We start from the raw sequence: 13382 nt of genomic DNA on the forward strand, positions 1-13382 counted from the left end.
CAACAGGAGAACAGCATGAACACCGCAGTTGCCACCACCCCCATCCAGAAAACGCGCGGCGTCGAGCGCATCATCAACGGCCAGTTCGTGATGGACGGCGCGGGCGTGAAGATCAACCGCGTGCTGACCGGTCCCCTGCAGCGCCGCCTGGATCCGTTCCTGATGCTCGACGCCTTCGGCAGCGACAAGCCGGGCGACTACATCGCCGGATTCCCGGAGCACCCGCACCGCGGCTTCGAGACCATCACCTATATGCTGGCCGGCCGCATGCGCCACCGCGACAGCGCCGGCAACGAAGGCATGATCACCGATGGCGGCGTGCAGTGGATGACGGCCGGCCGCGGCGTGATCCACTCCGAGATGCCGGAGCAGAACGAGGGCCTGATGGAAGGCTTCCAGCTGTGGCTGAACCTGCCCGCCAGCGACAAGATGATCGAACCCTGGTACCGCGACATCCCGCTCGAGGAAGTGCCGCGCTTTACGCTGGACGATGGCGTGACGGTGCAGGTGATCGCCGGCAGCACCCACGGCGTGACCGGGGCCGTGCAGCGCGCGCATACCGAGCCGCTCTACCTCGACCTGGAGATCCCGGCCGGCGTGACGTTCGAGCAGCCGATCCCGGCCGGCCACAATGCCTTCGTCTACGTGTTCCGCGGCGAGGCCGTCATCGAGGGCAAGGGCGTCGGCCAGGCGCGCATGGCGATCCTCGACAATGCGCCCGGCGCCGACGGCGTACGCATCAAGGCCCTGGCGCCGACCCGGCTGCTGGTGCTGGCCGGACGGCCGCTGAACGAGCCGATCGCGCAGTATGGTCCGTTCGTGATGAATACCCAGGCCGAGCTGCAGCAGGCGGTCGAGGATTTCCGCGCCGGCAGGTTTGCGTGAACGACCGGCAGCAGGGCGCCCCCAACCGCCCTGCTGCCCCCTATGCGAGGTTCCCGGCCATGCGCTACACTCGCGGGATGACACAAGCGCAAGACATCTCGTAATGGCACTGCTGGACACCCTCGGCGACCTGTGGTCGCGCGCAAGCCGGGCCATGGGCCTGGAAAACGCCGACCGCTTCCCGCCCGGCCACGCCTATCCGCACACCCGCTGGAACAAGGCGTATTTCGACATCCCGTCCGACTACAAGGCCGACCGGATGGAGAGCATCGTCTGCGCCGCGATCGCCAACACGCCCTATGTGTTCGGCGAGATCCGCAATCCCACCCCGCGCATGCAGCGCGCGCTGCTGTCCATCATCGAATCGCGCCTGCGCCGCGCCGATGCGCCGGCCGACCTGGTGCACCTGTTGATCAAGGCTTATCGTCAGCCGCATACGCCGGACATCGTGCCGGGATTGCGCGCCGCGATCGCGGCCAACGCCCAGTACGACGCCAATATCCAGGCGCATGCGGTGCTGGCCTATCTGGGCGACGCGCCGGCCGGGTTCGGCGTTATCGAGGCGCAGGGCTGAGCCGCTCCTCGACATAGGCCAGCCATTTGTCGTCGGGGTTTGCCCGGCCCTCGATGGTCGCGACGTGCTCGTAACTGCGCGCAGTGACCGGATGCCCGACGAATATGAGATACCGTTCGCCGACGACGAACCAGGGTTCGATGCTGCAGAGGTGCATCCGGGCGTAGCGGCCGCCTCCGGCCTCCCAGAATTCCTCGCGGCTCTGGTCGGCTTCGGGTCCCGGGTCATGGAAGGCGGTCGGCGGCGAGACACCCATGAGCGTGAAAGTCGCGCGGTCCGCGCCGCGCCAGCGCTTCTCGACCACGAATTCGTACTCGACCGGGTATTGCGCCAGGTATCGTTCGTCGTCCCGATTCGCGGGGCCGCTATGCCCGGTCGCCGGATTCCAGCCCAGATAGGGCATCATTTAGGCCGGCGTGTCGCGTGGGCGATCTGGCGCGGCCCCGGGCCTGGGCGTCGCGCGCACCGCCATGACGAGCGAGACGTCGTTGGCGCGCGCAACCTGCTCGTGTGCGCTTGACCGCTGCGGCAGGAAACGGCAGGCCAGCGCCGGCTGGGCCGCGCCGGCAAGCAGCAGCAACCCAAGCAGCGCCCCGGTCTTCCGTCGCTTCATATGGCTCCTTTCGGATCGGCAGCGACACCGCATGTCGGCCTCGCTCCAGGGGATAGTATCACTTGCACTTTTACCGATAGAATGTCGCCACCTTTTTTCTCCGGCCTACGCTACCCATGACTTCCCCCCGCCAGTACCAATTCAAATCCATCAACTACACCGGCCTTCAGGCCGGCCCGCGCGTCATCATCATGGGCGCGACCCATGGCAACGAGGTGTGCGGCACCAAGGCGATCCAGCGGGTCATGGAAGAAATCGACAGCGGCCTTCTTCACATCGCGGCAGGCAGCGTCACCTTCGTCCCGATCGTCAATCCGCTGGCCTACGCGCAGAACACCCGCAACGGCGACCGCAACCTGAACCGCGACCTGTTCCCGAAAGACAAGCCGCTGGACTTCGAGGACCAGGTCGCCAACTGGCTGTGCCCCCTGCTCGGCCAGCACGACGTGCTGCTCGACCTGCATTCCTTCGCCGCCACCGGCGAGCCGTTCGTGATGGTCGGGCCGCTCGACAACGACGGCGCCCTGCAGCCGTTCCGCCACGCCGCCAAGGAACGCGCCTGGGCGCGCCGCCTGGGCGTGCGCCGCTTCGTCGACGGCTGGCTGGCGACCTATGGCGACGGCGTGCAGCGCCGCAGCCGCAGCGCCGATGAACTGGAAACCGTGCTGCGCTACGGCGTCGGCACCACCGAGTACATGCGCAGCACCGGCGGCTACGCGCTGACCCTGGAATGCGGGCAGCACGACGATCCGGCCGCGCCGGACGTCGCCTACCGCGCCATCATGAACACGCTGGCCCACCTGGGCTTGATCGCCGCCGCGGATCCGGAACCGGTCGCCTTCGACGAGATGGAAGCGCTGTCGATGGTCGTGGTGCACGACAAACTGCATGCGGACGACGCTTTTGTCCGCCCGTGGAAGAGTTTCGACCCGGTGAGCGAAGGCGAGCTGCTCGGCCACCGCGCCGACGGCACGCCGGTGGTGGCTGAATTCGGCGGGCGCATCCTGTTCCCGGCCGCCAACGCCGCCGCCAACACCGAGTGGTACTACCTCACCCGCCCGAACACGACTTTCGGCCGCGAGTAAGGCGTCGTCGCCACCTTCGATCGGGGATTTCGCACCGTCGCCAGCAAACATTTCTTGAATATCGTAAGATGACGATATTCGGATCGAAAGAACCCGATATAAGGAAACCCATGGACATCGACGCGATCCACAAGGCCCTGGCCAACCCGGTGCGGCGCCAGATCCTGCAGTGGCTCAAGGAGCCGCAGCAGCACTTCATCGAGCAGGAACATCCGCTCGAGATGGGTGTGTGCTGCAAGCTGATCGACCAGAAAACCGGACTGTCGCAATCGACGGTGTCGGCGCACCTGGCCACCCTGCAGCGCGCCGGGCTCGTGAACACGCGCCGCGTCGGGCAATGGATTTTCATCCAACGGAACGAGGAGGCGATCCAGGCCTTTCTCGCACAACTGAACGACGGACTTTAGGAATAACCCGATGACTACAATGTTTGACCCGATCAAGGTGGGCGCCCTCGAATGGCCGAACCGCATCGTCATGGCGCCGTTGACCCGCTCGCGCGCCGATGGCGGCGCACGCGTGCCGAATGCGCTGATGGCCGAATACTATGTGCAGCGCGCGTCGGCCGGGCTGATCCTGTCCGAAGCGACGTCGGTGACCCCGATGGGCGTGGGCTACGCTGATACGCCGGGCATCTGGTCCGACGAACAGGTCGAGGGCTGGAAGATCGTCACCGAGGCCGTGCACAAGGCCGGTGGCCGCATCTTCCTGCAGCTGTGGCACGTGGGCCGCATCTCCGATCCGTCCTTCCTGGATGGCGAGCTGCCGGTCGCGCCGTCGGCGATCCAGCCGGAAGGCCACGTGAGCCTGCTTCGTCCGAAGCGTCCCTACGTCACCCCGCGCGCGCTCGAACCCGATGAAATCGCCGGCATCGTCGCCGCCTACCGCAAGGGCGCCGAGAACGCCAAGAAGGCGGGTTTCGACGGCGTCGAAGTCCATGGCGCCAACGGCTACCTGCTCGACCAGTTCCTGCAGGATTCCACCAACAAGCGCACCGACGCCTATGGCGGCCCGATCGAGAACCGCGCGCGCCTGATGCTGGAAGTGACCGACGCCTGCATCGAGGTCTGGGGCGCCGACCGCGTCGGCATGCACCTGGCGCCGGCGCGCGATTCGCACGATATGGGCGACTCGACCCCGGCCGAGACTTTCGGCTACGTGGCGCGCGAACTGGGCAAGCGCAAGATCGCCTTCATCTTCACCCGCGAAGGGCAAGGTCCGGACGCGCTGGGCCCGATGATCAAGAAGGAGTTCGGCGGCGTCTGGATCGCCAACCAGCAGCTGACCCGCGAACAGGCAGAGGAACTGATCGCCAGCGGCAGCGCCGACGCGGTGTCGTGGGGCCAGCTGTTCATCGCCAATCCGGACCTGCCGAAGCGCCTGCAACTGAAGGCGCCGCTCAACGAGCCGAACACCGACACCTTCTACCATCCGGGCGCGGTCGGCTATACCGACTACCCGACGCTGGAACAGGCCGCCTGATTTTTCGTTTTCGCCACCGCTTCGCTGCCCTGTCGCCGGCGAAGCGGCGGCGCCTCTTTCGACGGGACCTTCGCGGTCCCGTTTCTTCGTATTGACACCGGCATCGAATCCGCATGCCGAGAGTACGCAATCTCTCCAACAGGTGTCCAGCGTGGAACGTTAGTGCTATTCTTGCGCGATTGACATTTCGCGCACCCAGATGCGCCCACCCGAGAGAGGATATTCAGTGAACTTTCCCGCACACCGCGTGATGGCCGTCGCCATCGCTTCCGCCTTCGTCTTCGGCGGCGCCGTTCACGCCGCACCGGCACAACAAGCCCCGGCCCGCGCCGAAACCGCCTTCCTCTCGCAGGCCGATGCGTTCGCCCGTTCCGCGCGCATCGCGAACGTGGACTATGTGCTGGACTTTACCCTGACCGGCAAGGAAACCTTCGCCGGCACCACGACCGTCACCTTCGACCTCAAGGACACGCATTCCGCGGTCACCCTCGACCTCAACAAGGCCACCGTCAAGTCGGTCAGCGTCAACGGCAAGCCGGTCCAGGCGCGCTACAACAACTGGTTCATCACGATCGACCCGGCGCATCTGGCCAAGGGCCGCAACACCGTCACCGTCGCCTACGAGCGCCTGCACAGCACCAATGGCGAAGGCCTGCACCGCATGGTCGACCCGGCCGACGGCCGGGTGTACACGTATTCGCACTTCGAGCCGGTGGCGGCCCAGCAGATGTTCCCGCTGTTCGACCAGCCCGACCTGAAGGCCAGCTATACCGTCAGCGTCACCGCGCCGAAGGACTGGCACGTGGTCACCACCACCCGCGAGACCAGGATCGATGACGCCGGCGCCAACCGCCGCTGGACCTTCAAGCAGACGAAGCGCCTGAGCCCCTACAACTTCTCGCTGCACGCCGGTCCTTACCAGGTCTGGGAAGACAATAGCGGCAAGTACCCGATGCGCCTGTTCGCGCGCCAGTCGCTGGCCAAGCAGGTGGTTCCGGCCGACTGGTTCCGCCAGACCAAGGCCGGCATGACCTTCTTCGAAGAGTATTTCGGCATCCCCTACCCGTTCGAGAAGTATGACCAGCTGATCGTGCCCGACTTCCTGTACGGCGCGATGGAAAACGCCGGCGCCATCACCTTCGCCGAAGCGCGCTACGGCGTGGCCAACATGACGGCCGACCAGAAGCAGTCGATGACCGAAGTGATCATGCACGAGATGGCGCACCAGTGGTTCGGCAACCTGGTCACCATGAAGTGGTGGAACGGCCTGTGGCTGAACGAAAGCTTCGCTTCCTTCATGGGCATCCTGGCCACCGCCGAGTCGACCGAGTTCAAGGATTCGTGGCAGAAGTTCTACCAGACCGGCAAGCAGCGCGCCTACATCCAGGACCAGACCGCGAGCACCCACCCGATCGAGGTGCCGGTGCCGTCGTCCGCCAACGCCTTCGACAATATCGACGCCATCACCTATTCGAAAGGCGGCGCCGCCCTCAAGCAGCTGCGCCACCTGCTGGGCGAGGAAGTGTTCCGCAAGGGTGTGCACAACTACCTGGTCAAGTATTCGTGGCAGAACGCCACCCTCGATGACTTCATCAATACGCTGGCCAGGACCGCCGGACGCGACCTGTCGGGCTGGACGAAAGAGTGGCTGTACCACGCCGGCGTGAACACGATCGCGGCCAACTACAGCTGCAGCAACGGCAAGATCAAGGACTTCACCCTCACGCAAGCCGCGCCGAGCAAGGAGCTGCCGACCCTGCGCGAACAGCGGGTGCAGGTGGCCGCCTTCAAGATCGACGGCGGCAAGCTGTCCCTGGTCAAGAACGTGCCGGTGACCTACAAGGGCGCCAGCACCGCGGTCAAGGATCTGGACGGCGCGGCCTGCCCTGACCTCGTCTACCCGAACTACCAGGACTGGGGCTATGCGAAAGTCCAGCTGGACGCCCGCTCGTTCGATACCGCGCGCACGAAATTGTCGCAGGTCGACGATCCGCTGCTGCGCGCCATGCTGTGGCAAAGCCTGTGGGACAGCGTGCGCGACGCCCAGCTGCCGCTGAACGACTTCATCACCGTGGCCCTGAACAATGCGCCGCAAGAGAAGGACTACACCCTGCTCGGCGACGTACTGGGCAAGGTCGTCCAGTCGAAGGCCTACCTCGACGCCATGCGCCTCGACAGCGCGTATGCGAAGCAGACCTATGCAGCCCTGGAGAAGATGGCCTGGGACGGCGTGCTGGCGCACAAGGCCGACGCCGACGTCCAGCGCCGCTGGTTCAATCTCTACGTGAGCGTGGCGTCGAGCCCCGAGGCGCTGGCGCGCCTGGCCGGCATCCTCGACGGCAAGGTCGACGCCGCCGGCCTGCAGCTCACCCAGGAAATGCGCTGGTCGATCATCGCCCACCTCAACCGCTACAATCACCCCGGCGCCGACGCGCTGGTCGCGGCGGAAAGCGCGCGCGACAAATCCGACGCCGGCCAGGTGGCGGCGGTGGCGGCCACCGCATCGCGTCCGGATCCGAAGGTCAAGGCAGAATGGGTCGGGAAGATCGAAGACCTCAAGACGCCGCTGCCGTTCTCGCGCATCCGCACGGCGATGGGCAGCGTGTTCCCGGCCGAACAGGGCCAGCTGAGCGAGCTCGAGGCCGATGCGCGCCTGGCACGCCTGCCGGCGATCGACAAGGCGGCCGGCCCGGTCTATATGCGCGCCTACGCCACCACCATGATCCCGACCGCGTGCACGCCGCACAGCGTGCAGCGCCTGAGCCGCGCCGCCGACGGGATGAAGGACCTGTCGGCGTTCACCCGCCGCTCGTTGCTGGACACCCTGCAGGACGAACAGCGCTGCGTGGCGATCAAGGCGGCGATGACGGCGCCGAAGTAAGCGCTCGATGCGCGCGGACGCCGGCCTGATGCCGCGCCGCGCGCCGGGTTGGCCGCTGGCGGCCACGCTCGGCGCGCACCTGCTGCTCGCATGGTGGTGGTTTGACGCCACCAGCGTGCGGGCGTTACCGTCCATCGTGCCGGCGCTGCGTGAATTCCTCGTGGTGCCGGTGCTGGTGCCGCCGCCTGCCCCCGAATCCTCACCACCCGCTCCGATTCCCCGTTCCTCTGCTCGCTCGCCGGCACGCCCTCCGGTCGAAGCGCAGCCTGTCACGACCGCTCCTGCCATTGCCCCGTTAGCGGAGTCTGCCGCTGAAGCCTATCCCGACCCGCTGGCGCAGCCCGCGCCGCAAGACGATGCCGCATCCGAAGAAGCCACGCTGGCCGGCCGCGCCAGGCGTGCCGCCGGCAGCGCCGATCACGACCTACGCAAAGGCAAGCTGGCTCCACTCGAACCGACCGACACGCCATGGAAGCGCTTTGCCAGCGCCGTCGAGGGCGCCCGCAAGGACAGCTCACTCACGCAGACCTCGGAGAGCTACACATCCCCCGACGGCACCATCGTCTACCGCTTCCGCAAGAATGGTAAATATTACTGCCGCACGGGTGGCGGCGTGCGTCCGAGCATGTTCGGCGCCGAGGGCGGCGGCGCGGTCCTGTTCGACAAGCCCGGCGGCGGCGGTATCGCCGGCCTCGTGCCCTGTCCCTCCCAGGCCGAGTTCAAGCGCGACTGAACTCCGCTCGTCGGCGTCGGCGGTGGAACGCACAGTTCCGCCACCCTGCGCCAGGCACCGTCGGCCCCGCACTCTGCCGGCGGAAGTTCGCGCAGCAGCGCTCCCAGGTCGAGCGGCGCGCCCACACGCACCTTGACCCCGCGCGCGATCGGCACGCACAACGCGTCATGCCATGCGGCGGCGTAGCCTTGTGGCGTGGGCAGCGCGCCGCGCAAGCGGACGGCGGCTTCCTCGCATGCGGCGCTGCTGGCGAACTCGCCGCGCAGGCTGCTGCTCGCCAGCGTGACGTCGAGGTTCTGTTGCAGGTACAGCAGCAGGATCATCGTGAACATATAATGCCCAGGTTCGCGGCCCCGGCCGCGCTTGCAGAGGACACAACTTTGGACTGGGATTATCCGCAACCGTTCATCCTGCCGGTCATGCCGCAGGCCGGCGACATCGATGGCCTGAACCACACCAACAACGCCGTCTACGTGCGCTGGTGCGAACAGGCCGGCTGGGCCCATTCGGAAGGGCTGGGCCTGTCGCTGGACGACTACCGGCGCCTGGACCGCGCGATGGCGATCCGGCGCGGCGATTACGCGTACCTGCTGCCCACCGTGGAAGGCGAGGCGCTGAGCCTGGCCACCTGGCTGGTCGGCGGCGACGGCAAGCTGACGATGGAGCGCCGCTTCCAGCTAGTGCGCGACAGCGACGGCGCCACCGTGCTGCGCGGGCGCTGGGAACTGGTCTGCATCGAGATCGGCAGCGGCCGGCCGCGCCGCATGCCGGCCGCGTTCCTGGACACGTATATGCCGGTGGTGGTCGCTGCGCCGACCGCTTGATTTCGGCGTCCCGCGGCGTGCGCGCATTGCGCATGCTCAAGGACGAGTTTGATCGATCCGGCATCCCCCTCGCATGGGCAGGCTCAGACTGGTTCCGTCACCTGCTCTAATGACGAGGACGCAATGCGCCGGATTCTGCCCGAGGTCTTGACCGACGTTCGCCCCGACGTTCGCCCCGACGTTCGCCCCGACGTTCGCCCGATGCTGCACCCGTTCATGCGCCTGCCCGTGCGCCGGCGCATGCAGCTGGGCGTGTTCTGGCTGCTGGCCTGTCCGCTGTTGGCGGGGCAATTGCTGGCCGGCTGCCGGCTGCGCGATGGCGGGCACGAAGAGCTCGTGGTGCCCGAGCTGGTGCGCACCCACCTCCATGTCGCGCCCAACGGCTCTGACAGCAATCCCGGCACCCGCGCCGAACCCTTCCGCACCCTCGCGCGCGCGTCCCAGGTGGTCACGCCGGGCACGACCGTGCACGTCGCGCCCGGCATCTATTCGGGCGGCGTGCGCACCCCCACCAGCGGCACGCTCGAGGCGCGCATCATCTTCCAGAGCACCGAGCGCTGGGGCGCCAGGATCGTGCCGCCGCTCGACGCGCGCCAGAGCGCGGCCTGGGACAACCGCGGTAACTACGTCGACATCATCGGCTTCGAGATCGACGGCACCCAGTACCAGAGCGGCATGAAATGGCTGAGCGGCATCTACAACGGCGGCTCGCACAACGGGGTGCACGGCAACCGCATCCACCACATCGGCAACGACGTGCCGTGCGAGCCCAAGGGCGGCTCCGGCATCGGCATCGACAGCTATTACAAGGGCGTGGACGTGGTCGTGACCGGCAACCACGTGCACGACATCGGCCCGCCCGGCTGCCGCTACATGCACGGCATCTACGTCAGCACCACGGCCAGCGTGCGCGGCAACGTCGTCTACCGCGTGTCCGGCGCCGGCATCCATCTGTGGCACGACGCCAACCGCGTGACCGTGCGCGGCAATACCGTGGCGGCCTCCGGCACCGGCATCGTCGTCGGCGGCGGCGACTTTTATCACAGCAAGGGGCCGAACGACCACACCCACGTCAGCAACAACATCGTCTACGACAACCACCACGGCATCCTCGAACAAGGGGCGATCGGCCGCCACAACAGCTTCCATAACAACCTCGTGTACCAGAATGCGGGCGACGACTGGAAGCTGTCGCCCGGCCGCGAGCATGTGGGCAGCATCAGTGCGCCGCCCCAGTTCGTCGAGTACAGCGCCAGCGGCACGCCGGACTTCCGCCTGCGCCCCGGGTCGCCGGCGATCGGACAGGGCGTGCCATCCGAATCGGCGCCGCCCGGCAGCGGCAATACCGGGGCGCGGCCGATGCGCAAGGCGGACATCGGGGCGCTGCCGGCGGCGCCGCCATCCTGAGGCTTACAAGACTTCGCGCACCCGCTCGAACGGCCGGCACAGGCGCACGCCGTTCGGCGTGACCACGAAGGGCCGCTCGATCAGGATCGGATGCGCGGCCATCGCATCGAGCAGCGCCGCATCCGTCACCTCCGGCCGGTCGAGGCCCAGCTCGGCGTACAGGGCTTCCTTGCGGCGCACCGCGTCGCGCGGCTGCAGGCCGGCATCCGCGATCAGGCGCGCCAGTTGCTCGCGGCCCGGTGGATTGGCCAGGTACTCGATCACTTGCGGTTCGTGGCCGGCCTCGCGGATGGCAGCCAGGGTGTTGCGCGAGGTCCCGCAGCGCGGGTTGTGATAAATCGTGATATCCATTGTCATTACACGTCGTGGCGGATTGTCATTGGCTTGTCGTTCAGACAGCGGCATGATAACCACAGCGCATACCCGACACCAGCATTTTTGCTTGTCCCCCCTCTCCGCTCCGGCTAGAATCCCACGCTTCATTTTCTAGAGCGTAATCAGAATTCCCGTAGCAACATGCCATTACGCCCAACCGGAGACCCGATGAACGATTACCTGCAGCGTCCTGAGGCACTGCCCACCCTGCGCCAGCGCACCGCGCTGCGCGTGCTGCAGCTGTTCGGCTGGAAGCTGCATTTCAAGCCGCTGCCCGGTCCGCACGGCATCGTCGTGGTCTATCCGCACACCTCGAACTGGGACTTCCCGATCGGCCTGGTCGCCAAATGGGCGCTCGACCTGCCGTTTCGCTGGCTGGCCAAGGATTCGCTGTTCCGCGGCGCGATGGGTCGCCTGATGCGCTACTGGGGCGGCATCGCAGTGGACCGCAGTTCGCCGATGGGCGCCACGCGCCAGCTGGCCCAGCAGATGCTGAAGGAAGACTGGTGCTGGGTCGCCATCACCCCGGAGGGCACGCGCGGCTACGGTCCGCACTGGAAGAGCGGCTTCTATCACCTGGCGCGCACCGCCAACGTGCCGCTGCTGCTGGTCAGCTTCGATTACAAGAAGAAAGAGCTGCGCGTGACCGCCACGCTCGAGCTCAGCGGCGACGTCGACGCCGACATGGAAGCGATCCGCGGCGTCTACCGGGACGTCACCGCCCTCTATCCCGAGAACGCCGCGCCGATCCGGCTCGCACCGCGCGACGACAACGAAGTGCAGCGCAAGCGCGCCTGAAATCAGGCGGCCGGCTGCGGCCGGCCCGCCGCGCTCGACCCCGCCAGCCTGTCCCAGGCATTCGCCGCGCTCAGGAACACCTGCCCGCTGAGCTGGCCCAGCAGGTCGCTGTCGCGCAGCCGGTCCATCACCGGCCCCTTCACTTCGGCCAGGTGCAGGGTCACGCCGCGCTGGCGCAGCGACGCGTTCAATTCGCCCAGACCGAACAGGGCCGAGGTGTCGATCGCGTTCACCGCCGACAGCACCAGCACCAGATGACTTGTGCCGGTATGCTGCGCCAGTTCCTCGTCGATGCGCTCGTTCACCGCGTCCACGTTCCCGAAAAACAGGCCGGCGTCGATCCGCAGCATCAGCAGGCCGGGCGTGGTCTCGGTCGAATAACGGTCGACATTGCGGAAGTGTTCGGTGCCGTGGATGCGGCCCAGCACCGCGATGTGGGGCCGGCTGGCGCGCCAGATCAGCGCGCCCATCGACAGCGCCACGCCCACCAGCACGCCCGCCTCCACCCCCAGCGCCAGCACGCCGCCGGCGGTGGCCAGCAGCGCCAGCGCGTCGGCGCGGTCGTAGCGCCAGGCGGTGCGCAGGGTCGACCAGTCGAGCATGCCCAGCACCGCCACGATGATGGTCGCGGCCAGCGTCGGCAGCGGCAGCAGGGCCAGCCAGCCGGTGGGCGCCACCAGCGCCAGGGCCAGCAGGCCGGCCGTGATCATGCTCGCCAGCTGGGTATTGGCGCCGGCCGCGAAATTGACCGCCGAGCGCGAGATGCTGCCGGTGACCGGAAAGCCGCCGGAGAGGGCGCTGCCGACGTTGGCCGCGCCCAGGCCGACCAGCTCGCGGTTGCTGGCCAGCTTCTCGCCGCCGCGCTTGAGCGCCAGCGCCTGCGCGCCGGACATGCTGATCAAAAACACCATGAAGCCGATCAAGAGCGCCGGCTGCAGCAAGGCCTGCCAGTGGCCGCTCGAGGTGGCCAGGTTCAGGCCCGGCAAGCCAGCCGGCACCGCGCCAACGGTCGCCACGCCCAGCGCCTCCAGGCCCAGCAGCGGCACCAGCGCGGTCGCGCCCAGCACCACGAACATCGGCGCCAGCTTGGCCGCGATGTCGGCCACGACGGGCTTGACGCGCAGCCGGCGCAGCAGCGGCGCCAGCCACTCGCGCGCCATCACCAGCAAGGCCAGGGAGCCCAAGCCCAGCGCGATGCTGGGCCAGCGCGCATACCAATCCTGGGTCGGGTCCAGCGCGAGCGGGCCGCCGACCAAGGTGCGCAGCTGGCCCCAGGCGATGACGATCGCCGAGCCGATGGTGAAGCCGCTCATCACCGGGCGCGAAAAGAAATTGGCGAGAAAGCCGATGCGCAGCAGGCCGCAGGCCAGCAGGACCAGGCCCGACATCAGCGCCAGCTGGGCCGCAAGCACGCCATACAGGCCGGTGCCCGGCGTGGCCAGCGGCGCGAGCGTCGACGCCGTCATCAGCGACACGATGGCCATCGGCCCCACCGACTGGGTGCTGCTGGTCCCGAACAGCGCGTACAGCAGCGGCGGGAAGATGCTGGCGTAGATCCCGACCACCGGCGGCAGTCCGGCCACCAGCGCATAGGCCATGCCCTGCGGGATCATCATCATCGCCACCACGATGCCGGCGCTGATGTCGCCCGGCAGCGCGGCGCGCCGGTACTCGCGCAGCCACTGAAGCATGGATTACCCTGGGAGGTCTTGCCTGTTTGAAAGG

Annotated in this window: 13 protein-coding genes and 1 pseudogene; 10 read left to right on the plus strand and 4 right to left on the minus strand. The window is 67.4% G+C overall.

Annotated elements, in window-relative coordinates:
- The first annotated feature begins 15 nt into the window (after positions 1-15).
- Together LO55_RS22265 and LO55_RS22270 are read left to right on the plus strand one after the other, a co-directional pair.
- On the plus strand, positions 16-885 hold the full coding sequence (locus LO55_RS22265) for a pirin family protein (protein WP_071363156.1): 870 nt from the start codon (positions 16-18) through the stop codon (positions 883-885).
- Positions 886-988: 103 nt separating this feature from the next.
- Positions 989-1459: a hypothetical protein gene (locus LO55_RS22270; RefSeq protein WP_005670010.1), complete on the plus strand. Its 471-nt coding sequence runs from the start codon at positions 989-991 to the stop codon at positions 1457-1459.
- Here LO55_RS22270 and LO55_RS22275 read toward each other — a convergent pair.
- On the minus strand, positions 1440-1865 hold the full coding sequence (locus LO55_RS22275) for a hypothetical protein (protein ID WP_071363157.1): 426 nt from the start codon (positions 1863-1865) through the stop codon (positions 1440-1442). The two genes, LO55_RS22270 and LO55_RS22275, sit on opposite strands and share 20 nt — an antisense overlap.
- Positions 1866-2072 (minus strand): hypothetical protein, encoded by a 207-nt coding sequence (locus LO55_RS22280; RefSeq protein WP_071363158.1) that lies wholly within the window; start codon positions 2070-2072, stop codon positions 1866-1868.
- Between the two features lie 116 nt (positions 2073-2188).
- Between LO55_RS22280 and LO55_RS22285 the strand changes: the two genes are divergently transcribed.
- The 7 genes from LO55_RS22285 (at position 2189) to LO55_RS22315 (ending at position 10484) form a co-directional block, all read left to right on the plus strand.
- Positions 2189-3157: a succinylglutamate desuccinylase/aspartoacylase family protein gene (locus LO55_RS22285; RefSeq protein ID WP_071363159.1), complete on the plus strand. Its 969-nt coding sequence runs from the start codon at positions 2189-2191 to the stop codon at positions 3155-3157.
- A gap of 110 nt (positions 3158-3267) precedes the next feature.
- Entirely contained in the window at positions 3268-3564 is a 297-nt protein-coding gene (locus LO55_RS22290) for an ArsR/SmtB family transcription factor (protein WP_005670005.1), read from the plus strand.
- A gap of 10 nt (positions 3565-3574) precedes the next feature.
- Positions 3575-4639 (plus strand): alkene reductase, encoded by a 1065-nt coding sequence (locus LO55_RS22295; RefSeq protein WP_071363160.1) that lies wholly within the window; start codon positions 3575-3577, stop codon positions 4637-4639.
- A gap of 226 nt (positions 4640-4865) precedes the next feature.
- Complete coding sequence (pepN, locus tag LO55_RS22300; protein ID WP_083415509.1) at positions 4866-7520, plus strand: aminopeptidase N; 2655 nt, start codon at positions 4866-4868, stop codon at positions 7518-7520.
- Between the two features lie 7 nt (positions 7521-7527).
- Complete coding sequence (locus LO55_RS22305) at positions 7528-8253, plus strand: hypothetical protein (protein ID WP_071363162.1); 726 nt, start codon at positions 7528-7530, stop codon at positions 8251-8253.
- Between the two features lie 380 nt (positions 8254-8633).
- Entirely contained in the window at positions 8634-9077 is a 444-nt protein-coding gene (locus tag LO55_RS22310) for an acyl-CoA thioesterase (protein ID WP_005669997.1), read from the plus strand.
- Between the two features lie 123 nt (positions 9078-9200).
- Positions 9201-10484 carry a DUF1565 domain-containing protein gene (locus tag LO55_RS22315; protein WP_071363164.1) on the plus strand — a complete coding sequence of 428 codons (1284 nt, stop codon included), beginning with the start codon at positions 9201-9203 and terminating at the stop codon, positions 10482-10484.
- 6 nt (positions 10485-10490) lie between these two features.
- On the opposite strand, the pseudogene arsC reads toward LO55_RS22315, so the two are convergent.
- Positions 10491-10835, minus strand: a pseudogene (gene arsC / locus LO55_RS22320) (arsenate reductase (glutaredoxin)); the annotation flags it as partial.
- 192 nt (positions 10836-11027) lie between these two features.
- On the opposite strand from arsC, the gene LO55_RS22325 reads away from it, so the two are divergent.
- Entirely contained in the window at positions 11028-11657 is a 630-nt protein-coding gene (locus tag LO55_RS22325) for a 1-acyl-sn-glycerol-3-phosphate acyltransferase (protein WP_071363166.1), read from the plus strand.
- Between the two features lie 2 nt (positions 11658-11659).
- Here LO55_RS22325 and LO55_RS22330 read toward each other — a convergent pair whose 3' ends face one another.
- Positions 11660-13348 (minus strand): SulP family inorganic anion transporter, encoded by a 1689-nt coding sequence (locus LO55_RS22330; protein WP_071363167.1) that lies wholly within the window; start codon positions 13346-13348, stop codon positions 11660-11662.
- Between the last annotated feature and the right edge of the window lie 34 nt (positions 13349-13382).

The sequence above is a fragment of the Massilia timonae genome (assembly GCF_001866515.1).
In the GTDB taxonomy this organism is placed as follows: domain Bacteria; phylum Pseudomonadota; class Gammaproteobacteria; order Burkholderiales; family Burkholderiaceae_D; genus Telluria; species Telluria timonae.